A 24,397-nucleotide genomic window follows, 5' to 3' on the forward strand; every position below is an offset into this window, starting at 1 on the left:
TTTTGCCTTTTATCCCCGTGAGAAACAGCAAAATGCATTGACCGACAGAGTCACGGGGGGCGCAGATGGACAACCACTGGATACTCGAAATCCTGACCGACCTGCGTGCCTTCGCACAGCAGAACGATCTTGACGCGCTCGCCGAGCAGCTTGATCAGACCCGGCTGCTCGCCACGGTGGAACTGGCCTCGCTCGCCGCGGTGACAGACCGGCCGGGCAATGACGCGACCGACGGGATGGCCGCGTCTCGCCTCAAGAAGGCGCCGTTGAGAAAGGCTTCCCGGTCAGGCCCCGTCTGACGCGGCCCAGTCCCAATACATCTCGCGCACTGCCCGGGTGACAGGCCCAACCTGATAGTTGCGCGAATCGAACGCTGTCACCGGCGTGACCTTGGTCATGTTCCCCGACAGGAAAACTTCGTCCGCTTCTTCGAAATCGGCAAATGTCAGCACAGTTTCATGCACGGTCATGCCCTCGCGGCGCATGTTGGTGATATGGCGCGCGCGAGTGATTCCCGACAGGAACGTGCCGTTGGCCACCGGCGTGAACACTTCGCCGCCCCGCACCATGAACACGTTCGCGGTCGCTGTCTCTGCAACATTTCCCAGCGCATCGGCAACCAGCGCATTGCCGAACCCCTTGGCGCGCGCCTCGGCCAACATGCGTGCGTTGTTGGGATAGAGACAGGCGGCCTTGGCGTTCACCACCGCGCTGTCCAGCGTCGGCCGCCGGAACCGGGTGCGCGTCAGCGTCGTGGCGGCATCCGCCGGCGGCATCGGGATCTCCTCCAGCGCCACGGCAAAGCGCGCGCTGTCCGCGTTCGGCACGATGGCCGAATAATCGCCGTCCGCTGCCCAGTACATCGGCCGAATATAGACGGCCGCATCCGGCGCATAGGCGCGCAGCCCGTCCTTGATCAATGCAACCATGTCCTCGGCCGCAACCGTGGGAGTCATCATCAGCGCCTCGGCGGACCGGTTGACCCGCGCGCAATGCAGGTCGAGGTCGGGCGTCAGCCCATTCACGAAGCGCGCCCCGTCGAACACGTTCGACCCAAGCCAAGCCCCGTGATCCGCCGACCGGATGACCGGCACATCGCCGTCATGCCAATTGCCTTCGAAATAGGTTCGGATATTCTTGCCTACTGCCATGTTGTGCCTTTCTTTTGGCGCACCCTAAGCCCGTCGGCCAAAACCGTCCAGAGCGTTATCCGGCACGCGCCCATGTGTGTATCGGGATGCCACGAAGCCACTTCCAGGCGGGTTCTCACACCCTTCCCGCGCGCCCGGCTTTCCTCGGTCATCACTTGCCCAGATCCCGTGCCCCGGCGGCCATACGGCGCTGCCGCCTCTTGAGCCTTGGCCGCCCATGCCATAGCAAGAAGGCCACCAGCTCCGGGAGACAACATGGCATTCACGATCGCAATTGATGGCCCCGCCGCTGCGGGCAAGGGAACCGTGGCCCGGCGCGTGGCCGCGCATTTCGGCTTTGCCCATCTCGATACCGGCCTGCTTTACCGCGCCACCGGGCGCCGCACGATGGATGGCGTCGACCCGGTGACTGCGGCGACCGAACTACAGGCCAGCGATCTGGACGCGGACGATCTGCGCAGCCCCGAGATCGCCCAGGCCGCCAGTCGCGTGGCCGCGATCCCGCAGGTGCGCCAGGCGCTGATAGATTTCCAGCGCGCCTTTGCCCGCCGCGCTGGCGGTGCGGTGCTTGACGGGCGCGACATCGGCACGGTGATCTGCCCCGACGCCGAGGTCAAACTCTACGTCACCGCCTCCGACGATGTCCGCGCCGCGCGTCGCCACATCGAACTGACCGGAAAAGGCCACGACATCACCTATGATGAAGTGCTCGATGACCTGCGCCAGCGCGATGCCCGCGACAGCGCCCGTGCGACCGCCCCGCTGAAACCGGCCCCCGACGCGGTGCATCTCGACACCTCGCGATTGAGCATCGAAGAGGCCGTCGCGGCCGCCATTGCCGAAGTAGAGAAGAAACGCCAGGCCTGAAACGGCTTTGCACAGACGCATTACACCTTGCAGGGCTTGATCCCGCGCTCTGGCTGGCGTATACGCGCGCCTGTCAGCACGGTGATCAACAACCGCAGAACATATGAGTGCGAGCAGGGTCGGGATACTCCGGCCCTCTTTGTTTTGCGAATTGCCGGACCAACGAAACCCTCAAGACCGGCGGAGACAACCGCACGGCCAGACACAACACTAGTTAGGATAGAAACGCCACATGGCTCAAAACGTATCTATGGAGGATTTCGAAGCCCTCCTGAACGAAAGCTTCGAACTGGACACGCCCGAAGAGGGAACAGTTGTCAAAGGCAAAGTCATCGCGGTTGAAGCGGGACAAGCCATCATCGACGTCGGCTACAAGATGGAAGGCCGTGTCGATCTCAAAGAATTCGCAAATCCCGGTGAAGCCCCTGAAATCGCTGTCGGCGATGAAGTAGAGGTTTTCCTGCGCTCGGCTGAAAACTCGCGTGGCGAAGCTGTTATCTCGCGCGAGATGGCCCGCCGCGAGGAAGCCTGGGATCGTCTGGAAAAAGCCTATGCCGACGAAGAGCGTGTCGAAGGCGCGATCTTTGGCCGGGTCAAAGGCGGCTTTACGGTTGATCTGGGCGGTGCCGTGGCATTCCTGCCGGGCTCTCAGGTCGATGTGCGCCCCGTGCGTGACGCAGGCCCGCTGATGGGTCTCAAGCAGCCCTTCCAGGTTCTGAAAATGGACCGTCGTCGCGGCAACATCGTTGTCTCGCGTCGCGCCATCCTCGAAGAGAGCCGTGCCGAACAGCGTGCCGAAGTCATCGGCAACCTCTCCGAAGGCCAGAATGTTGACGGCGTGGTCAAGAACATCACCGAATACGGTGCGTTCGTGGACCTCGGCGGTGTCGACGGCCTGTTGCACGTGACCGACATGGCCTGGCGCCGTGTGAACCACCCCTCCGAGATCCTTGCGATCGGCGAGACGGTCAAGGTTCAGGTCATCAAGATCAACAAGGAAACCCATCGTATCAGCCTTGGCATGAAGCAGCTTCAGGACGATCCGTGGGATCTGGTGGCTGCCAAGTATCCGCTGGAATCGACACACACTGGCCGCGTGACCAACATCACCGACTACGGTGCGTTTGTTGAGCTGGAGCCCGGTGTTGAAGGTCTCGTTCACGTCTCGGAAATGTCCTGGACCAAGAAGAACGTGCATCCCGGCAAGATCGTTTCGACCTCTCAGGAAGTCGAAGTCATGGTGCTGGAAATCGATCAGGCCAAACGTCGCGTGTCGCTTGGCCTCAAGCAGACCATGCGTAACCCATGGGAAGTGTTTGCAGAAACTCATCCCGAGGGCACCGAGGTCGAAGGCGAAGTCAAGAACATCACCGAATTCGGTCTGTTCATTGGTCTCGACGGCGAAATCGACGGCATGGTTCACCTTTCGGACATCAGCTGGGACGAGCGCGGCGAAGACGCGATCCAGAACTACCGCAAGGGCGACGTTGTCCAGGCGGTTGTCTCCGAAGTCGACACCGACAAGGAGCGGATCTCGCTTTCGATCAAGGCGCTTGGCGGTGACAAGTTCGCCGAAGCGGTGGGCGGCGTGAAACGCGGCTCGATCATCACGGTCGAAGTTACCGCGATCGAGGATGGCGGCATCGAAGTCGAATACGAGGGCATGAAATCGTTCATCCGTCGCTCCGACCTCAGCCGTGACCGTGCCGAGCAACGCCCTGACCGCTTCTCGGTCGGCAACAAGGTCGATGTGCGCGTGACCAACGTGGACGCCAAGACCCGCCGTCTGGGCCTGTCGATCAAGGCACGCGAGATTGCCGAAGAAAAGGAAGCCGTCGAACAGTATGGCAGCTCCGATTCGGGTGCATCGCTGGGCGATATCCTTGGGGCCGCGCTGAAGTCCACCGACGACTAAGCGCCCACCAAGCCAGAAACATCAAAGGCCCCGCCTCACCGGCGGGGCCTTTTTTCATGCGCGGGCAATCTTTTGCCCCCGACTGCGTGTTTGCAAATGATGATAATGCGCACGCTATAGCGTGCTCGATCAGGTCACGCGGCGCGCTTGCCGTAATAGAGCCCGACCACATGCTCGGCCTCGGCAAAGAACAGCCAACGCGATGCAGCAATGCCCGCCAGATGGCTCACCACCGCCAGCGCGCCGAACAGATGCGTGAAGGGCAGAAGCAAGAGCACGACCGGCAGTACGAAGCCCAAACCCAGCGCGATCATCCGCAGCTTCTGCGCATGTTTGCGCCCGATGACATATACAAACTCACGCAACAGGAAATTGGTGCCCGTGTGCGGCGGCTCGAAGGCGCGCACTGCCGCGCCGTCTCTTGCCAGCCCGGTCGCGGTGCCCAGATTCGTGCCGCTTGACGCCAGCGCCGTGTCGCCACGCTTCCACCACAGCACCTGCACTACGGCCGCGAGGGGCAACAGGATCAGCGCAAAACTGACCTGCCCGGCAAGCAACGCGCCCCCTGCCAGCGAAAACGACAGGTAGAGCGCCGAGGTCAGCGGCGTTTTCCAGCGCGGGACGGTCTTCATCTGCCCGTAGATCATCGACGTGGTGTAGACCGTGCCCAGCGACAGCGCCGCCCCGATCCAGCCCAGCAGGCTCCAGCGTTGGTCCAGAAACACCAGCCCCGCGCCGTACAGCCCCATCACCACCAGCGCCAGCACCGCCGCCCAACCCTCTCGGCTGAGCCATGAGGAGCGCCATTGGCTGAAAGCCTTGAGCGCGCGTTCAGGATGACCAAGGTGGAACGTCGACGAGATCAGCCCACCCACCGCCAGCAGATAGGCCACCACGAAGAAGGCAAAGGCCGACCAGCCGGTGACGGCGGGCATCGCGATCCCCAACCAGAAGAGCAACCCGAAGCCAAGGCCGGAAAGCGTGGTAAAGACGATGACGGAAGGCGCCGGATGCATGTCAGATTTTCTCCAGTGTTCGGTCGAGCCAGCCGAGGAAGCCCGATGGCTCTTGCACGACCGGCTCCAGGAACGGCGCCAGCACGTCGATCTGGTCCAACGCATCCTTTGGCCGCGGCGGCAGGTATTGGTTGACTGGCTTGGTGCCCTGCTCTGGCATCAGGTCCATGCCTCCACGCTCTGCGGTCAGTCGGCTCACATTGCTGTCAGGGTCGGCGAAATCGCCGAAATGCCGCGCCCCCGCCGGGCAAGTCCGCACGCAGGCCGGCTCGCGATCCACTTCGGGCAGGTTTTCGTTGTAGATGCGATCGACGCAAAGGGTGCATTTCTTCATCACGCCTTCCTCGGCGTCCATCTCGCGCGCACCATAAGGGCAGGCCCAGGCGCAGAGGCCACAGCCGATGCAATCGCTTTCATTGACCAGCACGATCCCATCCTCGACGCGTTTGTAGCTGGCACCGGTCGGGCAGACGGTCACGCAGGGCGCGTCCTCGCAATGCAGGCAGGACTTGGGGAAGTGGATCAACTGCGCCGCCGGGTGCGGCATCGTCGAGGTCGCCAGAGGCTGCACCTCGTAGCTGTGTACCCGATTAAGGAACGTGCCCGACGGATTGCCGCCATAGGGGTCCTGATCGCTGAGCGGCGCGCCGTAATTCTCGGTGTTCCAGCCTTTGCAAGAGATCACGCAGGCATGGCAACCGACGCAAGTGTCGAGGTCGATCACGAGGCCGAGTTTCTTCTTCGTCGATGCGGGAAGGCTGGTCATTCAGGCGCTCCGTGCTTGGTCCGGGCGTGCAGGGGGGCCAGCCCCCAACGTTCTGAGTTCGAAGAATTCCCAACGTCCCCCGGAATATTCAGGGCCAGAAGATACATCATTTCCCCACCTTCCATGCCAGTTTTCCCGGTCCTTTTCCCACAGGCGACCGCAGCGGCGGGAAAGCCGGTGCGGCCTCTTCCGGGGCCTCCACCTTCTCGATCTTCACGCGCAGGTCGAACCATGCCGCCTGCCCCGTGACCGGATCGGAATTGGCCCAGCGCATGCCGTCGCCGCGTTCGGGCAGCAGCTCGTGTATCAGGTGGTTCAGCAAGAAGCCCTTGGTGGCCTCCGGCGCGTCCTCGTCCAGCGCCCAGGCGCCCTTGCGCTTGCTGATGGCATTCCAGGTCCAGACGGTGTTTTCATTCAGCGCGGCCATATGCGCCACCGGCACCGTGATCGTGCCATGATGCGATGTCACCCGCGCCCAGTCACCATCTGCGAAACCGTTGGCTTGCCAGATTTTCGTCGGAACATAGAGCGGGTTGCGCCCGTGGATCTGCCGCAACCAGGCGTTCTGCGAACCCCAGCTGTGATACATTGCCATCGGCCGCTGGGTGAGCGCGTGGATGGGGTATTCATCCACGTCCACATGATCGTCTTCCAGCGCGGGATACCAGATCGGTAGCGGATCAAGGGTCTGCTTGATCCGGTCGCGCAGGTGATCGGGTGGCTGGTGGTCACCGTGGCCTTCGGCGGCCAACTGGAATTTGCGCATCGGTTCGACGTAGAGTTCAAAGATATAGGGCTGCGGGCTGTCATAGAGCCCCATCTTGACGGCCCAGTCCTGATAGGCAGTGTTCCACGGCTTGTAGTAGGTCGCAGCCTCCGGGATATGCGCGGCAAAGAAGCCACCGTTCTTGATATAGGCGTCTAGCTGGGCCTCATTGCTGCCGCCGCGCCCATGTTGCAGGCCAGTTTCGCCCATCCGCCAGCCCGCCAGCGGGCCGATACCGGGGCGTCGCTGGTGATTGGTGATGTAATCGGCGTAATCGGCGTATTTCTGGCTGCCATCATCGTTCACGAATCCCGGCAGGTTCAGCCGCGCGCCCAGCTCGCACAGCACCGACTGGAAGCCGCGCACGTCGCGGTCGGGCTCGATCACCGGCCAGCGGATCGCATCGGCCATCGCATCGGCCTCGCAGATCGGCCGGTCCAGCAGGCTGATGCAATCATGCCGCTCCAGATAGGTGGTGTCGGGCAGGATCAGGTCGGCATAGGCCACCATCTCGGAACTGTAGGCGTCCGAATAGATGATGCGCGGGATGACATAATCGCCGTTCTCGTCGGTATCGGTCAGCATCTGCATCGTGCCGGCGGTGTTCATCGACGAATTCCACGCCATGTTCGCCATATAGAGAAACAGCGTGTCGATCTTGTAGGGATCGCCGGCATGCGCATTGGCGATGACCATATGCATCATCCCGTGGCTCGACATCGGATTTTCCCATGTAAACGCCTTGTCGATGCGCGCGGGCGTGCCGTCCTCCTTGAACGCCAGGTCTTCGGGCCCCTGCACAAAGCCCAGATGCGGCCCGTTGAGCGGCGCGCCGGCATTCACGCCGACATGCGGCTTGGGGTGGGCGGTGGCCGGCTTGGGGTATGGCGGCTTGAAGCGGAAACCACCGGGCACCTCGACCGTGCCCAGCAGGATCTGCAGCACATGCAGCGCGCGGCAGGTCTGGAACCCGTTGGAATGGGCCGAAATACCGCGCATCGCGTGAAAGCTGACCGGACGGCCCTGCATCGTCTTGTGGGTCTCGCCGCGAAAGTCGGTCCATTCGTGTTCCAGCTCGAACGCCTCGTCAAAGGCGACGCGGGCGATCTCGGCGGCGATCGCCCTGATCTTGTCGGGGGTGATGCCACAGCGCTCCGCCACGGCCTCGGGCGCATATTGCGGATCCAGGTACCGCTCGGCCATCAGGTGCATGACCGGGCGGTGGGTGATGCCCGCCGCGCGATGAGTGGCGTGCAGGTCGGGGCGCACGCCGGGCTTGTCAAACGCCGCCAGCTTGCCGGTCTTGCGGTCGATCACCAGCGGCTTACCCTCGCCATCGCGCAGGAACAGGCCGCATTCGGGTGACTTGGGATCGCCGTTCACCAGCACCGGCGCGTTGGTGTAGCGCGCCAGGTAATCGAGGTCGATCTTGCCCGCCTTCATCAATTCGTGGATCAGCGACAGGATGAACAGCCCATCCGTGCCCGGCGTGATCCCGACCCAGTCATCGGCAATGGCGTTATAGCCGCTGCGGATCGGGTTGACGCCGATCACCTTTGCCCCGCGCGCCTTGATCTTGCCCAGACCCATCTTGATCGGGTTGCTGTCATGATCTTCGGCGACGCCGAACAACAGGAACAGCTTGGTATAGTCCCAGTCGGGCTGGCCAAATTCCCAGAACGCGCCGCCCATCGTGTAGATGCCCGCCGCCGCCATGTTGACCGAACAGAAGCCGCCATGCGCGGCGTAGTTTGGCGTGCCGAAATTCTGCGCCCAGAAGCTGGTGAAACTCTGGCTTTGGTCGCGCCCGGTGAAAAACGCCAGCTTCTCGGGATCATTCTCGCGGATCGGTGCCAGCCAGTCGGTCGCGATGCCCAGCGCCTCGTCCCAGCTGATTTCCTCGAATTCGCCCGAGCCGCGCGGCCCGACCCGTTTAATCGGCGCGCGCAACCGCGACGGCGCGTTGACCTGCATGATGCCGGCACTGCCCTTGGCACAGAGCACGCCCTTGTTGACCGGGTGATCGCGGTTGCCCTCGATATAGGCAACCTTGCCGTCCTTCATGTGTACGTTGATGCCGCAGCGGCAGGCGCACATGTAGCAAGTAGTGCGGCGCACTTCGTCCGATACCGCTGGTGACAGGTCAAGCACGGGCTGATCATTTGGCATCTGACGGTCCTTCTATCAGTCTGGCCGCCTCACGGGCGATGAATGCTTCTTCCTGCGCGGGGACGATTAAGACAGGAACATCTTCCGCCCAGCCGAGATTGTCCAGAATTTCCGCCCGGATACCACCCGCGTTTTCACCGATTCCGCCGGTAAAGGCGATTGCGTCCACGCCCCCCATTGCCGCGATCATCGATCCGGCATGGCGTGCGGCCCAATAACAGAAATGCTGGACGGCGAACTTTGCCCCCGGCGTCGTCGAGGTGGTCAGCGTCCGCATATCCGCACTGAGCCCGGACAGCCCCTTCAGACCCGAATCATGGGTCAGCAGACGCGCTGCCGCGTCGATGCCGATGCGGCGAGCCAGTTCCAGAACTGCGGCAGGGTCGATGTCGCCGCTGCGGGTGCCCATGGTCAGCCCGGCATTGGGCGAGTATCCCATCGTGGTGGCCACGGATCGCCCCGCGCGTATGGCACAGATCGACGCGCCATTGCCCAGATGAAACGCCAGCAGGCGATGCGGCAGCGGCTGGCCTGTCTGGCGCGGCAGCGCATCGACCAGCGCGGCGAAGCTGATCCCGTGAAAGCCATAGCGGCGCAGGCCCTGCGTCGACGGTCCCTCCGGCAGGGCAAAGCGGGTGGCCACCTCGGGGATCGTGGCGTGAAAGGCGGTGTCGAAACTGGCGCATTGCGGCAGGTCGGGGGCCGCCCGCGTGATCCAGTCGATCGCCGTCAGGTGATGCGGATTGTGCAGCGGTGCCAGCGGGATACAGGCCGCGACCTGCGCGCGCAGCTCGGGCGTGATGCGAGCCGATTTCGACAGATCCGCACCGCCATGCACCACCCGATGCCCGACAGCGGACACCGTGCGCAGCCCGTGCCCCAGCCCCTCCAGCGCCGCCATGACCTGCGACAAGGCTGCGCTGTGGTCGGTCGAAACCTCGGCCTCTGCGCGGGCCAGTTCGCGGCCATCCCCGAACACCGCCGCCTTGATCGAGGACGATCCGGCGTTGATGACGAGGATGGCGCGCGTGCTCTGGTTCATACGGTATGGCTCATTCGATCTGGCCTATACCTTCTGCGGGCGCATGTCGTCCTTGCTGATGCCCGCAACGGCCACGGGTGCCTTCATCGCGTCCCGGCGGAACGGCTCGCCCAGCTCCTGATTGATCATCGCCTCGATCAACGTCGTCACGCCATTTTCCATCTGGTCCTTGATGGCCTGCGCCAGTGCCGCGGTCAGTTCGTCCTGAGTCCGCGCGACGACACCTTTCAGCCCACAGGCCTTGGCGATCCCGGCATAGCTGACCTGTTCATCCAGTTCGGTCCCGATGAAGTTGTCCGCATACCACAGGGTCGAGTTGCGCTTTTCCGCGCCCCATTGGTAGTTGCGGAACACGATCTGCGTGACAGCGGGCCATTCGGGGCGGCCAATCGCGGTCAGTTCAGTCACCGCGATGCCGAACGCGCCATCACCGGAGAAGCCGACCACCGGCACGTCCGGGCAACCGATCTTGGCGCCGACGACCGAAGGCAGTCCGTAGCCGCAAGGGCCAAAGAGACCGGGCGCCAAGTATTTGCGCCCCTCCTCAAAGGACGGGTAGGCGTTGCCGATGGCGCAGTTATTGCCGATGTCGGAGGAGATGATCGCGTTCTTGGGCAGTGCGGCCTGAATGGCGCGCCATGCCTTGCGCGGGCTCAGCCAATCGGGCTTGGCGCTGCGGGCACGCTCGTTCCAGGTGGTGCCCGGATCGTCCTCTTCGTGATCCATCGAGGTCAGTTCCTGCGCCCAGGCCGATTTGGTCTTGGCGATCATCGCCTTGCGCTCTTCGCGCCCCGCATCACCGGCACCGTCCGCCAGCTTGTCGAGGATCGTGGTCGCCACTTTCTTGGCGTCGCCGATGATGCCCACGCTGACCTTCTTGGTCAGGCCGATGCGGTCAGGGTTGATATCCACCTGAATGATCTTGGCGTCCTTGGGCCAGTAGTCGATGCCATAGCCCGGCAGGGTCGAAAACGGGTTCAACCGCGTGCCCAACGCCAGAACCACGTCGGCCTTGGCGATCAGCTCCATGCCGGCCTTGGACCCATTATAGCCCAGCGGCCCGGCGAACAGAGGGTGCGATCCGGGGAAGGCATCGTTATGCTGGTAGCCAACGCAAACCGGTGCATCCAGCCGCTCGGCCAGTTGCATCGACGCGCCGATGGCGTTGCCCAGAACCACACCGGCGCCGTTCAGGATGACCGGGAACTTGGCGTTCGACAGTAGCTCTGCCGCCTCGGTCAGTGCCGCCTCGCCGCCAGCGGGGCGTTCGAATTCGACGATCTGCGGCAGGTCGATATCAATCACCTGCGTCCAGTAGTCACGCGGCACATTGATCTGCGCAGGCGCGCTGGCGCGCCGGGCATTCAGGATGACCCGGTTCAACACTTCGGCCACGCGGGAGGGGTCGCGGACCTCTTCCTGATAGGCGACGCAATCAGCGAACATGTTCATCTGCTCGATTTCCTGAAATCCGCCCTGCCCCATCGTCTTGTTTGCAGCCTGCGGCGTCACCAGCAACAGCGGCGAATGGTTCCAGTAGGCGGTTTTCACGGCGGTAACAAAGTTGGCGATGCCGGGGCCGTTCTGCGCGATCATCATCGACATCTTGCCGGTGGCGCGCGTGTAGCCGTCAGCCATCATCCCGCCCGATCCCTCATGTGCGCAGTCCCAGAAGGTGATGCCCGCGGCGGGGAAAATGTCAGAGATCGGCATGAAGGCCGAGCCGATGATTCCGAACGCATGTTCGATCCCATGCATCTGAAGGGTTTTCACAAAAGCTTCTTCGGTTGTCATTTTCATCGGGTTTGTCCTCGGGCTGGGCGCATGCCGCGCATTCATCACTGTTCTGCGTCGGAAACTACTCCCGCGCCAGACTCCCTTATAGGGCCAGTTGGGTGCGTAGATTAGGTCCAAGTGGCTGGAAATTGAGACTTGGCGCCTCAATAGGGCACACGACACCCTAGCGCCGGCATTGCCACGCATGAACCTACGCCTTATTTCCCTGCACTTCCGGCGATATAAGGTACTTGCCAAGGCGCCATGACACGTCAGCGCGCGCCTTCCAATTCACTGGCGATCAATGCGACCCCCGCCGCAATCCGATCTGCATGAATCGAGGAATAGGCCAGGCGGTAGAAATTTCGCGCCCGATCGGGGTCGTGAAAGAACGGCGCGCCCGGCTCGATCAGCACGCCATGCATGCGCAGCCTCTCGTTCACCTCGGTCATGTCGACCCCGTCCGGCGCCCGCATCCAGATCGACGACCCGCCAAAGACGCCGCGACCGGCAATGCGCAGCCCATGTTCCGCCAACGCGGCCTCCATCACCTGACGGCGGTGCGCGTAGACCTGGCTCATCTTGCGGATCAGACTGTCATAATGTCCCAGGCTCAAGAAATACGCCGCCGTGCGCTGCATGTGCCCCGGCGGGTGGCGCAGCACGCTGGCGCGCAACGCCCGCGCCTCGCGGATAAAGGGGCGCGGGCCGACCAGATAGCCCAGCCGCAGGCCCGGAAAGATGGATTTCGAGAAACTGCCAACATAGATCACGCGCCCGTCCCGATCCAGCGATTTGAGAGATGGCGACGGCGAACCCAGAAACGCCATTTCGAACTCGTAATCGTCCTCGACGATCAGCGCATCCATTTCCCGTGCCTTTTTCAGCAGCGCCTTGCGCCGGGCCAACGGCATGGTCGCGTTGGTCGGGCATTGGTGGCTGGGAGTGGTAAAGATCACGTCGGCCTGTTCGGGCAATGCGTTCGGCGGCAGCCCGTCATGATCCACCGGCACCGCTGTCAAATGGCAGCGCGACTGGGTCAGGATATCGCGCAGGGCGTGAAAACACGGATCCTCGATCACCGCCGTGCGCCGCTGCGTCAGCAACACCTGCGCCGTCAGCCACAGCGCGTTCTGCGCACCCATCGTGATCAGGATTTCTTCGGGTTCCGCCAGAATGCCGCGCCGGGGCAATGTGTGGCGCGCGACGAACTCGATCAGCTTGGGATCGTCCTGATCGTAATAATCGGTGGTCAGCGCATGAAAATCCTTCTGCCCCAATGCGCGCAACGCACAGTGCCGCCAGTTGGCGTGATCAAACAGCTTTGGATCCGCCTGCCCGTAGATGAACGGGTAGCGATACCCGGACCAATCCTGCGGCTTTTCAGGCGTCGCCCCACCGGTAAAACGCCGCCCCAGCGCGCGCGACCAATCAATCCGGTCCTGGCCGGGATGGCGCGGGGCAAAGCGCGGCGGTTCGGGCGCATTGTCGGACACGTAAAAGCCCGATCTGTCGCGTGCGCTCAGGTAGTCGTTCGCCTGAAGCTCGGTATAGGCCAGCGTCACGGTGATGCGGCTCACGCCCAGATGCGCCGCCAGTTTGCGCGACGAAGGCAGCTTTTCACCCTTGGCGAAGCGACCCGACAGGATGCCTTCGGCGATCATCTGCTGAATCTGCGCCTGAAGCGTCCCCTGTGCGTCGCTATCGAGGAAAAAGGTTTCGACCGAAATTGCCATATGCAGACGTTAGACTGGACTTACGCAGCGCACAATCTGGTCTGACCGGATTGGATCAATGTCTCCCGGCGCAATTAGCCCCAACCATCCGTATAATCATCCACCAGCGGGTCGATCCTGTTGCGGCGGAACTTCTTCCAGCGGGCGCGTATCCCCCAGCAGAGGGCCGCGAACAGGGTCAGGATCACGATATTGAGCCACGGAATAATCCGCACATCGGGGCCGTCGACCGCGCGCACGCTAATGGCGTTGGGAAAGATCGACATGAATTCGTTGCGCCAGCCGTAATGCTTGATCACCACCCACTGCGCATTCGTGGCGCTTTTTTTCGAAATCAGATCCGCTGCTTCGGCCTGCAAGTTGGAGGTGTCGAACTTGAAATAAGGCGGCCATCCCCAGCCGGTATCTTCGTTGCGGTAGATCATCGGCCGGTCATCGGTGCGGAATGCCTGGATGAAAAACACGTCCCGATTCACCGTAGCCGGAGAATCCCCTGCCGCTGCGTGGGACCAGAAGATCGAGTTTTCACCGAAATCCACGCGCTTTTCATACGTGTCGGTGATCCGGGCGATATCGTGCTGAGGTAGCGTATAGTGGAAAAACGCCGCCACCAGCACCCAGAACGTGCCCCAGAACACCCACTTCACATAGACCATACCGGCCCCCTCAATTGAAATTCGTCAGGTAGATGATCGTACTCATCACGGCGATCGGCACGATATAGACCAGCAGGATCAGCTTGCGTCGGACCGACCCATCATATTCCTTCAGCCCCGCAGCGACAAACGCATCGCGTTCGCCGGGACGCCCGTCATCCTCCCACTGCTGGCGCAGCTTGGCCGAACGGACCGACCGGGAGTAGAGCGATAATGCGACGTAGATCACGCTCAGAAACAGAAAGCCAAAGACCATCAGTCTGAGCAATGCCAACATCCTTGCGCCTCCCCGGTCATTTATCCCTGTCTTTTCTGTCTACCGCGTGGCGCGCATTTGTCCACTCTCCGCATGTTGCCCGCGCCACTTAAAATGGGCGTCCGGATGCCGGATTACCAGCAGCGGCGCAAAATCTGATCGTCAGGATGTGTTTCGGTGCTACGCTTTGCAGACATCAATCGAAGGGATGCCCCAGACCCGAAGCGCCAAATCCCCCCATCCCGGCGTGCCGGGGTTCTATGTGGATCAGGCGAAGAATGCATTGGGCAACTCATGGCCGGACGGCGCTTGCGGCCACCGCCTATTGGCGTTTTGCCGCGCGCCAGACCTCATAGCGGATGCGCGCCGTTCTATAGGCGTCGTAGATCGCCATCGCATAGACGAAGATCCCTCCGGCCAGCTTGCCAACGATCGATACGTCAGGTGCTGCCGTTTGCAGGGTATATCCGCCCAAAAGCAGGATAAAGAACAAGAATACCAAACCGCGCACGGGTTGCCGGTTCAGCACCTGGCCGGATGCGGGCAGGACGATTGCCGCGGCAAGGACCAGGTACGGCTGGACGGGAGGGCGTGTAACGATGCTCATGCGGACAGTCGTCGCACTTCTGATGCGTCCTCGTCCAGCACATCTGCACGCAGCGTCAACAGCGCATCCAGTTTGGATGCCAAACGGTCAGCCGGCAGGGGCACCTGCCCCATCTCATTATCACGGTAGATCAAGTAGCGGCTGCGCTGTGCTTCATCGGCGAGGAACACCAGACGCACGCCTTTTGGGGAAATCACCAACTCTTTGACCGTCGGATCATCGAACAGATGCAAATGGGCCCGCACCAGCGCCTCGGACGGCATGTCAGCCTTGCTGTCGGTGCGAATGGCGCAATCCTCTGGAAAGTCCTCTGGCCGATCCACTTGGGTGTTCAGCTTATGGAAACGCGAGAACGGCTCGACCCCCATGGGCCGGATCATCAGGTCCACTGTCGCCCCGATGGGCAGCGGACCGGGTAGCGTGACCAGCACCCAGAGTGCCGGCAGTTTGCGAAAGGTCAAAGTGTCGGACATCACCTGAATATCCGCCTCAACGCCATGATATTTCCCGGCCAGACGGGGATACCCGGTGGGGGCGGTCTGGGTCCGCGGCTGCGACAGCAGAGCGTGGCAGTCATTCAGAAAGGCCCCGCGCGTGCCACTGCGCGCCCGTGCAGCCCGCCGCAAATTGACCGCCAGCGTCGCGACGATTGCGCCCAGCACCAGTATCATCGCCGTCAACAAAACGCGGTCCATGCAGCCTGTCCTTTCAAATCGAGAACCGGCCCGCCATCAGGGCGGGCCGGTTCGGTTGTCGCTAGCTATCAGTATCCTTGCGGGCGTGGCCACGGCATCGTGAACTGCGCCGCGCGCCGCACAAAGCGATAGCGCCAGAAGTGGAACCACAGCGACACGACGATGTAGAACGAGAGCATCGCCACCAACTGCGAACCGTATCCGAGGAACACCGCAAAGAACGTGATGCCGCACAAGGTCAGCAGGACGATCGCCGGGATGGGGTGGAACGGATGCTCATACCCACGTTTGATCGTGTTCAGCGGCCATTTGCGACGGAACAGGATCACGTTCAGCGGCATGAAGGTATATTCCAGCAGGCCCGACAGGATCGAGAAGGTGATGACCTGATCCAAAGGAGCGCCAAGTGCAAAGATCAACGCGATCGGCACCAGGAAGATGATTGCACGATACGGTGTCTGGAACCTTGGATGTACCGCCCCGAACCAATCCGGCAGGTAGTGATCGCGGCCCATGGCAAACCATGCGCGGCTGGCATCGTTGATGCAACCGTTGGCCGAGGCCAGCGTGGCAAACATCGTGCCGATCCCCAGCAGAACCATCAGGCCCATCGAACCCGTCATACGCGCGGCATCAAACAGCGGAACGCCGGCTTGTCCGAGATACTCCCATGGCATCAGGCCAACGCAGACATACCATGTCAGCGAGGCCGCAATCAGCAGCGTCATGATGCCTGCCAATGTACCGAATGGAAGCGAGCGGGCAGGCGAGCGAACTTCTTCTGCTGCCTGACAGGTGCCTTCGATCCCGAGGTAATACCAAAGGCCGAAATGCATCGCCGCCAAGACGCCGAGCCAACCATATGGCAGATCTGTCATCAGTTCCGTGTGGCGCAGCGGGCTCTCTCCGAGAAACACTGTCGTCGACAGGAACAGCACGATGATCGAGACGAACGCAAATGCCGTGATGATCAGACTGAAGGTCAGCGTCGCCAGAACGCCGCGATAGTTCAACCATGCCAGGAACATGATCGCCAGAATGATGAAGGGTCTTTCATCAAGGCCCTCGTGGCCCGTCATCCCCGCCACCGTGTCGATCAAGAAGCCGAAGGTGATCGCATTCGCGGCCTCCAGCATCGTGTAGGCAAAGACGAGGTATAGCCCGACGTTAAAGGCCATCAGCGGCCCCACGATATGTTTGGCCTGCGTGTATTGTCCGCCAGCCGCTGCCACGGTCGATGTGACCTCACTGTCGATCATCGCAACGCAGGAATACAAGATCCCCGCGAACCAGCAGGCCAGCAAAGCGGCGTAGGCGCCGCCCTTACCAACCGAAAAGTTCCAGCCCATGTATTCGCCCACAAGGACGATCCCGACGCCAAGGCCCCAGACGTGCGCTGGTCCCAGAACCCGTGCAAGGCCAATCTTGGTCCCTCCGGGGCCCATTCCATCCATTGTTTTGGACGTGATATCCGTTTCAGACATCTTCTTCTCCCCGTTCAGAGTGTGTGATCTTCGGTCATAGCTTCAAGCTCGCCCTCGCGGGAGGACATCAGCTCCTCGTCGCTGTACGTGCTGTCAACTTTGATCCAGTCAAAGATGATATAAAGGCCGAAGATCGCGGACAGGCCCCATGCGGCGTATTCAATGATATTCCAGATATCCATGTTCAAACGCTTCCTATCTGTCGCCGAATTTTTCGGAAATTACGTCGCGGTATTCCTTTTCGGAAAAGCGCAGGATGATCGCGTAGTAGCCCACGACCACCACGATCATCACCAAGAGGCTGAGGATCGAGAAGGAATAGTCAAAACGCGCCGTGATCAGCTCGGCCGCTTCGGCGGCTTCCGTGTAGCCAAGCTGGTTCCACTTCTCGACCATCGTGGCATTCTGCCCGAGGCTCTCCCAAGTGGGGTTATCCGGAACATTCGAGGTGTGTGCGCTACCGGCCAGCCCCAACCACAACGGCATGTAGAGCGCGCCAATTGCAAGCGCCAGAAGCACGATAACATCGATCATCTGCCCGAACTTGCTCTGAACGGGAGGGATATAATCTGCCATTTCCAGATCCTTCCTTAACGGTTTTTCTGCGCGCGGGCGATGTCAAGAAACTTGATATCCAGCCCGTACATGAAATCGCGATCTTCGCGGTAATGGCGCAGCATCGCCATGATGGCCGCCGTGTTGAACAGCAGCAATGTGGCCCCGCCAATCAGCAGCATCGTGCGAGCACCGCTACTTGGTGCCAGCGACCACGTGGCAATCGCGACAAAAGAAATTGCAATCCATAAGCCGATGACAAAGGCCACGGCGACCGTCACATCTCGCCTGTGCATACTTTCGATTCGTGCCGTTAAGTCTGCCATTAGGTTCCTCCCCGTTGTTAATTTCCGACAAAAATAGCAGCGCAATGCAGGCGCTGCCTGTTCCCAACGTTGTCCACTGGTAAAGTTATTCTCCCTGCAGGAAACGAAACCTGCGGCGTTTTGTCAAGCTTGACGAAACAAAATAACACCCCATGGACGCATTGCGTGACTTTGTTACGTATGCGAATCGGATTTGGTCAGCTTGACTGCTCCAATTCTGCGCGGATTCCTTTTGCGATTCCAGCAAGACTTGAAGGTCATGCGCAGTTCGACCCCCACAAGGTATGGGATCAGGGGTTGCTCATCCCGCAATGAGAGGATGAAACAGCGTGGCTCTCTGTCGACCTGGATCGCCCCCGATATGGGTTGAGTATCCACCGAGCGAGAAGCGTCGCCAAGCTTGACAGGATGCCCGCCAGGGGCGCCATCTGGTTGCGGTATTATGAGTTCTTCAACAATCCGGGCACAGCACTAGAGAACTTCATTGGCGCCGCAGAGGGCGAATACCGGATCGAATTTGAAGCCTTCTACCAAGGTCAGAGTGTTGCGATGACCGGGATCAACATCAACTCGGTTACACCAGTGCCGCTCCCGGCAGGTGGCTTGCTTCTCCTGTCGGCCTTGGGGGGAGTAGCCGCCCTGAGACGTCGGAAGAAACAATCCGCGTAAGGCAATACTGCGCTCTCACGCTGGAACCCAAGCGTTTCAGCGTGAGAGAGACGGCCCATTGGCGTTGCTTCGGGCCTTGAGTTTCGTGAAATCCACTAATACCCCCCTACGTCCCGCATTGCCTCCAATTCGGAAACAATGCGGGAGTCGAGGCGAGCTACACCCAAAGCTGCGAGACGCCCTTGGGAGTCGCTAATAGGATAAACCATAGCAACAAAAAGAAATTTTTAATGCACCCAATACCCCGGGTAGGTTATCAGCCGACAGTTCGAGTTCGTGTTAAATGTTAAATTGAAACCGGGGAATGTTATAAATCTCATCAAATCTTTGCTGTTGGGCTCTGTGCTGACAGCTATGACCGTAGCGGCGCACGCTGCAACCATTTCGGGCGGCTTTGCGGCAAATAACGGCCTAAATGGCAATGCTTTTGATATCCAAGTCGGGCCGCAGGACATCACCCTGACAGATGTCGATCTGGCTTTTTCCGTCAGCGGGACCGCAGATGTGCAGTTCTGGATCAGACCCGGCAGCTATGTGGGGACATTGGACAGTTCAACCGGGTGGACTCTAGCTGATTCAATAACGGGACTGGTTTCGCCAGGATGGAACGATCCAGTTGCCTGGGATGTTGCAGATCAGGTCTTTTCGGCTGGCCAGACCTATGGCCTGTTTTTCCTCAGAACATCGGGCAATTCATTACTTGGATACCAGAACGGCAGTGGGGCCATCGGCGATGCATGGGTCTCGAACGCGGATATCTCGATCTTTCAAGGGCAGGGCGTGGGTAGTCCAGGATTTGGGGGAAGTCCGTTCTCGCCCCGTAATTTTTCCGGCTCTCTGACCTATGATGTCGCTCCCATGTCAGCGGTGCCAGTTCCGGCTTCTTTGCCGCTGCTTGCAGGCGCGATGGGCCTCTTCGGGCTGTGGCGGCGTCGCCGCGCGGCGTAACTTTGCCCGCAGATTTCTGCGGCAGCACCGAACATGATAGAGGGCGGCCCGGAGATCGGGCCGCCCTCTTGCATTTGTCAGCATTGATGTCAGACGCGATGCCCGACAAGGGCCATGCACCCAATAGGGCCTAACCAACCACGTTGAAATCCGGGCCGTAGGGATAGCCAGTGATATTCTCGTTGCCCTCTTCGGTGATCACCAGAACGTCATGCTCGCGGTAGCCGCCGGCGCCCGGCTGGCCCTCGGGCAGAGTCAGCATCGGCTCCATCGAGATGACCATGCCGGGCTCCAGCACGGTGTCGGTATCCTCGCGCAGCTCCAGCCCGGCCTCGCGGCCATAGTAGTGGCTGAGAATGCCGAAGGAATGGCCATAGCCAAACGTACGGTATTGCAGCAACTGGCGCTCTTCCAAGAACTCGTTGATCTTGTTGGTCACTTCCGCGCAACTGACGCCGGGCTTCAGCAGGCTCATGCCATATTCGTGAGCGGCCACGTTCGCCTCCCAGATTTTCCGGCTGGCCGCGTCCACTTCGTCGACGAACATCGTGCGCTCCAACGCCACGTAATAGGCCGAAACCATCGGGAAGGCGTTCAGGCTCAGGATATCGCCATGCTCCAGCTTGCGGCCCGTGACCGGGTTATGCGCCCCGTCGGTGTTGATCCCGGACTGGAACCAGACCCAAGTATCGCGATACTCGGCATCGGGGAAAACGCGGGCGATCTCCAGCTCCATCGCGTCGCGCCCGGCCATGGCCACGTCGATCTCGCGGGTGCCGACCTTGACGGCGTCCTTGATCGCGTAGCCGCCGACATCTGCAATGGCGGTGCATTTGCGGATCAGCGCGATTTCCGCCGGCGACTTGTGCATACGCTGGCGCATGGTCGCCTCGGCCAGATCGACCGCCTTCGACGGCTTCAGAAACGCGTTCATCTTGCTCTGCTGCACCAGCGTCAGGTGGTCGCCCTCATAGCCGATGACCTTGCCCTCGCCCGAAACCGAGCGGACCGCGCGCCAGTAATTGTCACGCTGCCAGTCGGTATAGGTGATGTTGTCGCAGAACGACCGGCGCCAGGGCTGGCCCGCGTCGATGCCCGCGGAAATCGTCACCGCCTCGTCGGCCGTGACGACCAAACCATAGGGACGCCCGAACGAGCAGTAGAGGAAACCGCTGTAATAGGCGATGTTATGCATCGAGGTGAACACGGCAGCATCGACACCTTGCGCCGCCATGATCTTGCGCAGGCCCGCCACCCGCGCTTCGTATTCCGACACTTCAAAGGCAAGAGGAGCCTTCTCACCATTGTGCAGACGGTACATTTCAGGACGTTCAGTCATATCGACCCTCCTAATCAAAGAAAGGTCCCGGCGTTCAGGACAGTTGGGAATGCAGGACCTTCGCCCATCCGGGCGGGCGACGCCATCGCTCTGGCCCTGCCCTTCTCCTTGCCGATTTTTCGGATTCTGGCAAGATAAAGTTGAGCCTAGGCGAGGAGCCCGAAACATGACGGCCAAACCCGGTCTGCTGAACCTGATCACCGATGTCCCCGGCCTGCGCGTCGGCAATGCCAGCGATGGCACGCTCAAATCCGGGGTCACGGTGCTGGTGGGGGATGCCCCCTTTACCGCGGGGATGCATGTCATGGGCGGCGCGCCCGGCACCCGCGAGACTGATCTGCTGGCCCCCGACAAGACGGTAAAGCAGGTCGATGCCCTGACGCTGTCGGGCGGGTCGGCCTTTGGCCTCGATGCGGCGTCCGGCGTGATGGATGTGCTGCACGGCATGGGGCGCGGGTTCCCCGTGGGCGGCGTCCGCGTGCCCATCGTGCCCGGCGCAATCCTGTTCGATCTGCTGAACGGTGGCGACAAGGACTGGTCCGAAAACCCATACAAGGCCCTTGGCGCTGCGGCCATGCGGGCCGCTGCCCCGCGCTTTGCGCTCGGCACGGCCGGGGCAGGCACGGGCGCCACCACCGCCAATCTCAAAGGCGGGCTGGGTTCCGCGTCGCTGGTGCTGCCCTCGGGGCATACGGTGGGGGCGCTGGTGGCGGTCAATGCGCTGGGGTCGGCGACCGTCGGTGACAGCCCCGCCTTTTGGGCCGCCCCTTTCGAGATCGGTGCAGAATTCGGCGGCCAGGGCCCCGCCCGTGATTACCCCGGCACCCAGATCCCGGCCACGAAGCTAGGCCAGCACGCCAACACCACCATCGGGATCGTCGCCACCGATGCCACCCTCACCCAAGCGCAATGCACGCGCATGGCCACGGCGGCGCATGACGGGTTCGCCCGCGCGCTGGTGCCGTCACACACACCGATGGACGGTGATCTGATCTTTGCCGTCAGCACCGGCGCGCGCCCCTTGGCCGATCCGGTCTACGACCCGATGCTGCTCGGGCACAGCGCCTCAACCTGCATGGCACGGGCCATCGCGCGGGCGGTTTACACCGCCACACAAGCGCCGGGCGATCGCCTGCCCACATGGCACGAAAAATTTGGCTAACGCCTGCCCGCCGCTGGTCAGACCCCGGACGGAGAAAGCAGGCTCTCGACCAGATCGCTGGCCGGATCGCGCAGTGGCTCGATGATATCCAGGTGATGCTTGCCCGGCACCACCACATGCTTCGCACCCCATGCCTCGGCGAGCCACCGCGCCTGATCAAGGAACACCGGCCGCTCGTTGCCGCCGACCCAGACCGACACCGGTGCATCCGGCGCCGGATGCAAGGCCGGGCTTTCCGCCGCCGCCTCTTCATCGGTCAGGCGAAAATCGGCGTTCATCGAGGTGCGCATCAGCGGGCGCAGATCCGCCACCGGCGATATCGGCAGGATATGCGCGATCCGCTCCGCGACCGGTGCCGGCAACATCCCTGTCATGCCCATGCGCGCCACCAGATGCCCGCCCGCCGAATGCCCGGTCAGCACAATCGGCCCCCGGACCCGGCCCGCCGCCACGCACACCGCCTGCGCGATCTGGCGGGTAATCTCGCTGATCCGCACTGCGGGGCAAAGGTCATAGGACGGTACCGCCACCGCCCAGCCCCGCGCCACGGCTCCGGCAGCGAAATGCGACCACAGATCGCGGTGAAATTTCAGCCAATAGCCGCCATGCACAAAGACACACAGGCCCTTTGGCGTCTCTTCCGGCAAAAACAGATCGAATGCCGCGCGCTCAGACGCACCATGGGAAATATCCAGCCTGGCGCGCTCTGCTTCGCCCAGTTCGGCGCGGTAGGCGGCAGCAGCGGCGGCCCACCGACCCGGATAGGTCTCGGACCCCGGAATATAGGGCATGTTGGCGTAAGCATCGTCCAGTTCCATGGTGAATTACCTCTAACGGAATACTGGACAAGACTAGTCCAAGATGCTTAGCCGGTTCGAGACAAAAATGGACGCGCTGCGTCTAAATCGAAAAGGATACGCAAGCCATGAGCGACACCGATCTGAAGGCCCTTCTGAAAGACCCCTCCCTGCTGGCCGAGGCCGCATATGTGAACGGTGAATGGATCACCGGTGATGAGACCTTCGAGGTTTCCAACCCGGCCCGTGGCGACGTGATCGCGAACGTGGCTGATCTCAGCCGCGCACAGGTCGCAGACGCCATCAAGGGGGCCGAGGCGGCGCAGAAGGAATGGGCGAAATGGACCGGCAAGGAACGCGCGATCGTTCTGCGCAAATGGTTCGACCTGATGATGGAAAACCAGGACGATCTGGCCACCATCCTGACCGCCGAACAGGGCAAGCCGCTGGCCGAAGCCAAGGGCGAGATTGCCTACGGCGCGTCCTTCATCGAATTCTTTGGCGAAGAAGCCAAGCGCATCTACGGCGAAACGATTCCCGGCCACCAGCGTGACAAACGCATCACCGTGATCAAGCAGCCCATCGGTGTTGTTGCCTCGATCACACCGTGGAACTTCCCCAACGCGATGATCACGCGCAAGGCAGCCCCGGCGCTGGCTGCAGGCTGTGCTTTCGTGGGTCGCCCCGCTGCGGAAACGCCCCTGTCGGCCACAGTCATGGGTGTTCTGGCAGAGCGCGCAGGCATTCCCGCGGGCGTGTTCAACATCGTCACCTCGTCCAGATCCTCCGAGATCGGCAAGGAATTCTGCGAAAACCCCGCAGTGCGCAAGATCACCTTTACCGGCAGCACCGAAGTCGGTCGCATCCTGTTGCGTCAGGCCGCCGACCAGGTGATGAAATGCTCGATGGAACTGGGCGGCAACGCTCCCTTCATCGTCTTCGACGACGCCGATCTTGACGCCGCCGTCGAAGGCGCGATCATGTGCAAGTTCCGCAACAACGGCCAGACCTGCGTCTGTGCGAACCGGATCTACGTGCAGGCCGGTGTTTACGACGCTTTCGCAGCGAAACTGACCGCTGCGGTCAAGGCCCTCAAGATCGGTGACGGCCTCGAGGACGGCACCCAGCTTGGCCCGCTGATCAACGCGGACGCGATCACCAAGGTTCAGGAACACGTGGCCGATGCCACCTCCAAGGGCGCGTCGGTCGTGATGGGCGGAGGAGATCCGATGTCAGGGAGCGGGTACTTCCTGCCGCCAACCATCCTCACCGGCGTCACGCAGGACATGATGGTGGCACAGGACGAAACCTTTGGCCCACTGGCACCGCTCTTCAAGTTCGAGAACGAAGATGACGTGATCGCCATGGCCAATGACACGATCTTTGGCTTGGCCAGCTATTTCTACGCCAAGGATCTCAGCCGCGTCTACAAGGTGGCCGAGGCGCTGGAATACGGCATCGTCGGCGTGAACACCGGCATCATCTCGACCGAAGTTGCCCCGTTCGGCGGCGTCAAACAGTCCGGCCTTGGCCGCGAAGGCAGCCATCACGGGATCGAGGACTTCGTGGAGATGAAGTATATCTGCATGTCGGTCTGAGACTGACTGACCATCAAGACCAAAAGGCGCGCCGCATGAAAACGGCGCGCCTTTTTCCTTCTTCTTCGAAGAAGCTACTCAATCCTCCGGCAGCGTCAAAG

At 61.5% G+C, this 24,397-nt stretch carries 24 protein-coding genes; 7 read left to right on the forward strand and 17 right to left on the reverse strand.

The features are described from left to right. Positions 1–65: 65 nt before the first annotated feature. Complete coding sequence (locus O3306_RS00175) at positions 66–299, forward strand: hypothetical protein (protein WP_272001666.1); 234 nt, start codon at positions 66–68, stop codon at positions 297–299. Here O3306_RS00175 and O3306_RS00180 read toward each other — a convergent pair. After that, positions 285–1,151: a branched-chain amino acid aminotransferase gene (locus O3306_RS00180; protein WP_272001668.1), complete on the reverse strand. Its 867-nt coding sequence runs from the start codon at positions 1,149–1,151 to the stop codon at positions 285–287. The two genes, O3306_RS00175 and O3306_RS00180, sit on opposite strands and share 15 nt — an antisense overlap. Before the next feature lie 255 nt (positions 1,152–1,406). On the opposite strand from O3306_RS00180, the gene O3306_RS00185 reads away from it, so the two are divergent. Together O3306_RS00185 and rpsA are read left to right on the forward strand one after the other, a co-directional pair. Next, positions 1,407–2,018 (forward strand): (d)CMP kinase, encoded by a 612-nt coding sequence (locus O3306_RS00185; RefSeq protein WP_272001670.1) that lies wholly within the window; start codon positions 1,407–1,409, stop codon positions 2,016–2,018. 232 nt (positions 2,019–2,250) lie between these two features. Next, on the forward strand, positions 2,251–3,933 hold the full coding sequence (gene rpsA / locus O3306_RS00190) for a 30S ribosomal protein S1 (RefSeq protein ID WP_272001672.1): 1,683 nt from the start codon (positions 2,251–2,253) through the stop codon (positions 3,931–3,933). Between the two features lie 134 nt (positions 3,934–4,067). Here the strand turns inward: rpsA and O3306_RS00195 are convergent, their stop codons facing one another. The 14 genes from O3306_RS00195 to O3306_RS00260 form a co-directional block, all read right to left on the reverse strand. After that, a complete protein-coding gene (locus O3306_RS00195) occupies positions 4,068–4,949 on the reverse strand; it encodes a dimethyl sulfoxide reductase anchor subunit family protein (RefSeq protein ID WP_272001674.1) in 882 nt (293 codons plus the stop codon). Between the two features lies 1 nt (position 4,950). Next, positions 4,951–5,715: a 4Fe-4S dicluster domain-containing protein gene (locus O3306_RS00200; protein WP_272001676.1), complete on the reverse strand. Its 765-nt coding sequence runs from the start codon at positions 5,713–5,715 to the stop codon at positions 4,951–4,953. Positions 5,716–5,821: 106 nt separating this feature from the next. After that, positions 5,822–8,650, reverse strand: coding sequence for a molybdopterin oxidoreductase family protein (locus O3306_RS00205; RefSeq protein ID WP_272001677.1), 2,829 nt, complete (start codon positions 8,648–8,650; stop codon positions 5,822–5,824). After that, positions 8,640–9,692 carry an acetate/propionate family kinase gene (locus O3306_RS00210; RefSeq protein ID WP_272001680.1) on the reverse strand — a complete coding sequence of 351 codons (1,053 nt, stop codon included), beginning with the start codon at positions 9,690–9,692 and terminating at the stop codon, positions 8,640–8,642. The genes O3306_RS00205 and O3306_RS00210 overlap by 11 nt, the downstream gene beginning before the upstream one ends. 24 nt (positions 9,693–9,716) lie before the next feature. Continuing rightward, positions 9,717–11,492 carry a sulfoacetaldehyde acetyltransferase gene (gene xsc, locus O3306_RS00215; RefSeq protein WP_272001683.1) on the reverse strand — a complete coding sequence of 592 codons (1,776 nt, stop codon included), beginning with the start codon at positions 11,490–11,492 and terminating at the stop codon, positions 9,717–9,719. 248 nt (positions 11,493–11,740) lie between these two features. Further along, positions 11,741–13,204, reverse strand: coding sequence for a MocR-like pyridoxine biosynthesis transcription factor PdxR (gene pdxR, locus O3306_RS00220; protein ID WP_272001686.1), 1,464 nt, complete (start codon positions 13,202–13,204; stop codon positions 11,741–11,743). A gap of 74 nt (positions 13,205–13,278) precedes the next feature. Beyond that, positions 13,279–13,860 (reverse strand): DUF1523 family protein, encoded by a 582-nt coding sequence (locus tag O3306_RS00225; RefSeq protein ID WP_272001689.1) that lies wholly within the window; start codon positions 13,858–13,860, stop codon positions 13,279–13,281. Between the two features lie 10 nt (positions 13,861–13,870). Beyond that, positions 13,871–14,137 (reverse strand): hypothetical protein, encoded by a 267-nt coding sequence (locus O3306_RS00230; RefSeq protein WP_272001692.1) that lies wholly within the window; start codon positions 14,135–14,137, stop codon positions 13,871–13,873. 301 nt (positions 14,138–14,438) lie between these two features. Continuing rightward, positions 14,439–14,723: a hypothetical protein gene (locus O3306_RS00235; protein ID WP_272001694.1), complete on the reverse strand. Its 285-nt coding sequence runs from the start codon at positions 14,721–14,723 to the stop codon at positions 14,439–14,441. Further along, the gene (locus tag O3306_RS00240; RefSeq protein ID WP_272001697.1) at positions 14,720–15,418 is read right to left on the reverse strand and encodes a hypothetical protein; all 699 of its coding nucleotides are present in this window, start codon (positions 15,416–15,418) and stop codon (positions 14,720–14,722) included. The genes O3306_RS00235 and O3306_RS00240 overlap by 4 nt, the downstream gene beginning before the upstream one ends. A gap of 68 nt (positions 15,419–15,486) precedes the next feature. Continuing rightward, on the reverse strand, positions 15,487–16,902 hold the full coding sequence (locus O3306_RS00245) for an APC family permease (RefSeq protein WP_272001700.1): 1,416 nt from the start codon (positions 16,900–16,902) through the stop codon (positions 15,487–15,489). A gap of 14 nt (positions 16,903–16,916) precedes the next feature. After that, positions 16,917–17,084: a hypothetical protein gene (locus O3306_RS00250; protein WP_272001704.1), complete on the reverse strand. Its 168-nt coding sequence runs from the start codon at positions 17,082–17,084 to the stop codon at positions 16,917–16,919. A 13-nt stretch (positions 17,085–17,097) separates the two neighbouring features. Beyond that, a complete protein-coding gene (locus tag O3306_RS00255; protein WP_272001705.1) occupies positions 17,098–17,478 on the reverse strand; it encodes a hypothetical protein in 381 nt (126 codons plus the stop codon). A 14-nt stretch (positions 17,479–17,492) separates the two neighbouring features. After that, on the reverse strand, positions 17,493–17,726 hold the full coding sequence (locus O3306_RS00260; RefSeq protein WP_272001708.1) for a hypothetical protein: 234 nt from the start codon (positions 17,724–17,726) through the stop codon (positions 17,493–17,495). Positions 17,727–18,215: 489 nt separating this feature from the next. On the opposite strand from O3306_RS00260, the gene O3306_RS00265 reads away from it, so the two are divergent. Next, positions 18,216–18,452 carry a VPLPA-CTERM sorting domain-containing protein gene (locus O3306_RS00265; RefSeq protein WP_272001711.1) on the forward strand — a complete coding sequence of 79 codons (237 nt, stop codon included), beginning with the start codon at positions 18,216–18,218 and terminating at the stop codon, positions 18,450–18,452. Between the two features lie 354 nt (positions 18,453–18,806). Then, on the forward strand, positions 18,807–19,400 hold the full coding sequence (locus tag O3306_RS00270; protein ID WP_272001714.1) for a VPLPA-CTERM sorting domain-containing protein: 594 nt from the start codon (positions 18,807–18,809) through the stop codon (positions 19,398–19,400). A 130-nt stretch (positions 19,401–19,530) separates the two neighbouring features. Here the strand turns inward: O3306_RS00270 and O3306_RS00275 are convergent, their stop codons facing one another. Further along, the gene (locus tag O3306_RS00275; RefSeq protein WP_272001717.1) at positions 19,531–20,739 is read right to left on the reverse strand and encodes an aminopeptidase P family protein; all 1,209 of its coding nucleotides are present in this window, start codon (positions 20,737–20,739) and stop codon (positions 19,531–19,533) included. Positions 20,740–20,905: 166 nt separating this feature from the next. Between O3306_RS00275 and O3306_RS00280 the strand changes: the two genes are divergently transcribed. After that, positions 20,906–21,901 (forward strand): P1 family peptidase, encoded by a 996-nt coding sequence (locus O3306_RS00280; RefSeq protein WP_272001720.1) that lies wholly within the window; start codon positions 20,906–20,908, stop codon positions 21,899–21,901. A gap of 17 nt (positions 21,902–21,918) precedes the next feature. On the opposite strand, the gene O3306_RS00285 is transcribed toward O3306_RS00280, so the two are convergent. Beyond that, on the reverse strand, positions 21,919–22,719 hold the full coding sequence (locus O3306_RS00285; RefSeq protein WP_272001723.1) for an alpha/beta hydrolase: 801 nt from the start codon (positions 22,717–22,719) through the stop codon (positions 21,919–21,921). Positions 22,720–22,826: 107 nt separating this feature from the next. On the opposite strand from O3306_RS00285, the gene O3306_RS00290 reads away from it, so the two are divergent. Further along, positions 22,827–24,296 (forward strand): NAD-dependent succinate-semialdehyde dehydrogenase, encoded by a 1,470-nt coding sequence (locus O3306_RS00290; RefSeq protein ID WP_272001725.1) that lies wholly within the window; start codon positions 22,827–22,829, stop codon positions 24,294–24,296. Positions 24,297–24,397: the final 101 nt, after the last annotated feature.

It is taken from the genome of Roseovarius sp. ZX-A-9 (assembly GCF_028369135.1).
Taxonomy (GTDB): Bacteria; Pseudomonadota; Alphaproteobacteria; order Rhodobacterales; family Rhodobacteraceae; genus Roseovarius.

Bases quoted from the DNA above. Each gene is read 5' to 3' on its own strand.
- O3306_RS00175 (WP_272001666.1), top strand. From the start codon at position 66: ATGGACAACCACTGGATACTCGAAATCCTGACCGACCTGCGTGCCTTC.
- O3306_RS00180 (WP_272001668.1), bottom strand. From the start codon at position 1,151: ATGGCAGTAGGCAAGAATATCCGAACCTATTTCGAAGGCAATTGGCAT.
- O3306_RS00185 (WP_272001670.1), top strand. From the start codon at position 1,407: ATGGCATTCACGATCGCAATTGATGGCCCCGCCGCTGCGGGCAAGGGA.
- rpsA (WP_272001672.1), top strand. From the start codon at position 2,251: ATGGCTCAAAACGTATCTATGGAGGATTTCGAAGCCCTCCTGAACGAA.
- O3306_RS00195 (WP_272001674.1), bottom strand. From the start codon at position 4,949: ATGCATCCGGCGCCTTCCGTCATCGTCTTTACCACGCTTTCCGGCCTT.
- O3306_RS00200 (WP_272001676.1), bottom strand. From the start codon at position 5,715: ATGACCAGCCTTCCCGCATCGACGAAGAAGAAACTCGGCCTCGTGATC.
- O3306_RS00205 (WP_272001677.1), bottom strand. From the start codon at position 8,650: ATGCCAAATGATCAGCCCGTGCTTGACCTGTCACCAGCGGTATCGGAC.
- O3306_RS00210 (WP_272001680.1), bottom strand. From the start codon at position 9,692: ATGAACCAGAGCACGCGCGCCATCCTCGTCATCAACGCCGGATCGTCC.
- xsc (WP_272001683.1), bottom strand. From the start codon at position 11,492: ATGAAAATGACAACCGAAGAAGCTTTTGTGAAAACCCTTCAGATGCAT.
- pdxR (WP_272001686.1), bottom strand. From the start codon at position 13,204: ATGGCAATTTCGGTCGAAACCTTTTTCCTCGATAGCGACGCACAGGGG.
- O3306_RS00225 (WP_272001689.1), bottom strand. From the start codon at position 13,860: ATGGTCTATGTGAAGTGGGTGTTCTGGGGCACGTTCTGGGTGCTGGTG.
- O3306_RS00230 (WP_272001692.1), bottom strand. From the start codon at position 14,137: ATGTTGGCATTGCTCAGACTGATGGTCTTTGGCTTTCTGTTTCTGAGC.
- O3306_RS00235 (WP_272001694.1), bottom strand. From the start codon at position 14,723: ATGAGCATCGTTACACGCCCTCCCGTCCAGCCGTACCTGGTCCTTGCC.
- O3306_RS00240 (WP_272001697.1), bottom strand. From the start codon at position 15,418: ATGGACCGCGTTTTGTTGACGGCGATGATACTGGTGCTGGGCGCAATC.
- O3306_RS00245 (WP_272001700.1), bottom strand. From the start codon at position 16,902: ATGTCTGAAACGGATATCACGTCCAAAACAATGGATGGAATGGGCCCC.
- O3306_RS00250 (WP_272001704.1), bottom strand. From the start codon at position 17,084: ATGGATATCTGGAATATCATTGAATACGCCGCATGGGGCCTGTCCGCG.
- O3306_RS00255 (WP_272001705.1), bottom strand. From the start codon at position 17,478: ATGGCAGATTATATCCCTCCCGTTCAGAGCAAGTTCGGGCAGATGATC.
- O3306_RS00270 (WP_272001714.1), top strand. From the start codon at position 18,807: ATGACCGTAGCGGCGCACGCTGCAACCATTTCGGGCGGCTTTGCGGCA.
- O3306_RS00275 (WP_272001717.1), bottom strand. From the start codon at position 20,739: ATGACTGAACGTCCTGAAATGTACCGTCTGCACAATGGTGAGAAGGCT.
- O3306_RS00280 (WP_272001720.1), top strand. From the start codon at position 20,906: ATGACGGCCAAACCCGGTCTGCTGAACCTGATCACCGATGTCCCCGGC.
- O3306_RS00285 (WP_272001723.1), bottom strand. From the start codon at position 22,719: ATGGAACTGGACGATGCTTACGCCAACATGCCCTATATTCCGGGGTCC.
- O3306_RS00290 (WP_272001725.1), top strand. From the start codon at position 22,827: ATGAGCGACACCGATCTGAAGGCCCTTCTGAAAGACCCCTCCCTGCTG.